1 protein-coding gene is annotated in these 1,688 nt (G+C 69.3%); it reads right to left on the reverse strand.

Annotation, left to right across the window (positions count from 1 at the left end):
• Positions 1-142 precede the first annotated feature (142 nt).
• Complete coding sequence (locus tag BGI27_RS17720) at positions 143-1,585, reverse strand: amidohydrolase family protein (RefSeq protein WP_095526091.1); 1,443 nt, start codon at positions 1,583-1,585, stop codon at positions 143-145.
• Positions 1,586-1,688: the final 103 nt, after the last annotated feature.

Raw genomic sequence — 1,688 nt, forward strand, 5'->3', positions numbered from 1 at the left:
TCACACCCAAATTCCAGAATGTAAACACATTCCGGATACTGTGAACAGGCTCTAGAGAGCGATACCGTCGAGTTGGAACCCTTGCCGTCATTCCAGCGAAGGCCGGAATCCGGCGTTCCGGGCACGAGCGGGCTGGCGCGCCTCAGCAGCAATGCGTGTGGTGCTTCGCCAGCTCGCCATTGAGCGCACGCACGGCGGCGCGCCAGACTTCATCACCGGGCAGCGCTGCGCGCAGGCTGCTCATGAGTTCGCGCATCAGCGCCGGGTAATCGACCCCCAGCACGCGCCCCTGGTGCACCAGCGTGCGGCCTTCCACCGCCACCTGATGGATGTGGCCGGCAGTGGCGCGGGCGAGCACGAAATCGAGCACCGGTACGTCCTCGAACAGGCGATCGTCCATCAACGCCCGCCCGTCGAGCACCAGCAGGTCGGCGCGTGCGCCGGGCGCCAGCGTGGCCTCGGTCTCGATGCCGCTGATGGCGTGACGGCCCTGCTCGCTGGCGACGCGCCAGGCTTGCGCGTGCGACATCGCCGTCTCGTAACCCCAGCCCTTGTGCAGGTGATGCAGCAGGCGCAGCTCGCGCAGCGCATCGTCGTCCTCGTCCAGCGCGAGGCCGTCCAGCCCCATGGCGACGCGGCAGCCGGCCGCCAGCATCTGCGCCACCGGGGCGATGCCGGAGCGGATGCCAAGGTTCGAGCCGGTATTCACCGCAATGCGCGCGCCGCTCTCGGCGATCAGTGCCAGTTCCTCCGGCCGCGCCCAGGTGCAGTGCGCCAGGGTGAGGCGCGGGCTGAGCAGGCCGATGTCTCGCAGATAGGCAACGATGCCCTGCGGGAATTCACGGTCCGCCCATTCGCGCTGGTAGCGCGTTTCCAGCAGATGCATGTGCACCTGCTGGCCAGTATCGGCGGACGCCCGGGCGATGGCACGCAACAGGGCGTCCGAACACCATTGCACGCCGGTGGGGCCGTACTGCACGTTGAAGCCGGGCCCGTGGCAGGCCGCGGCGATCTCGTCGACCAGCGCCAGTTGCATGGCCGGCGAGGCTGGCGCCTTCGCGAAGCGTGGTTCGAGCTGCGCGCGCAAGCCCGGCGGCAGGCTGGCGAGTACGGCCGCATCGTCGGCATAGGCGATGTTCTGACGATCGCGCATGGCGACCGCGAAGCCCACCTGCACACCGACATCCCGGGCCGCGCGGGCGACCTGCCCGGCTTCCTCCACCAGCGGCAGCAGCCCCTGGATACGGGTGTAATGCACCATCACCCGGCCAGCGCCGCGCAGGGCAGACCTTGCCAGGGAAGAGGCCGCCGTAAGGTAGGCATCCACACCCGGAATCACGCCCAGGTACATCAGCCAGGATTCCAGCGGCCGGTCGAAGGCGCCCAGCGCCGAGGCACGCACTGCGCGGGCATGGTCATGCGCATTGCACAGGCCCGGCAACACGATCAGGCCACGGCCATCCGGCGCGGCGGCAGCCAGCTCGACCAGGCGGCCATCCTGCCAGGCGAGCCGCGCGCCCTGCTGTTCGGGGGATTGCCCCGGGCTGGCGAGCAGCCAGTCGGCGCGGAGTTGGCCGGTACTCATGGCGCGGGGCCTTGTATCTTTAAGCCTCGGACCGGCTCGGGTAGCCCGAGCGGCCTCTGGGATGTTTGAAGCCCGTGACTGAGCACTGGGCGCCTGAGCCGGA

This window comes from Candidatus Dactylopiibacterium carminicum, assembly GCF_014736495.1.
GTDB classification, from domain to species: Bacteria; Pseudomonadota; Gammaproteobacteria; order Burkholderiales; family Rhodocyclaceae; genus Uliginosibacterium; species Uliginosibacterium carminicum.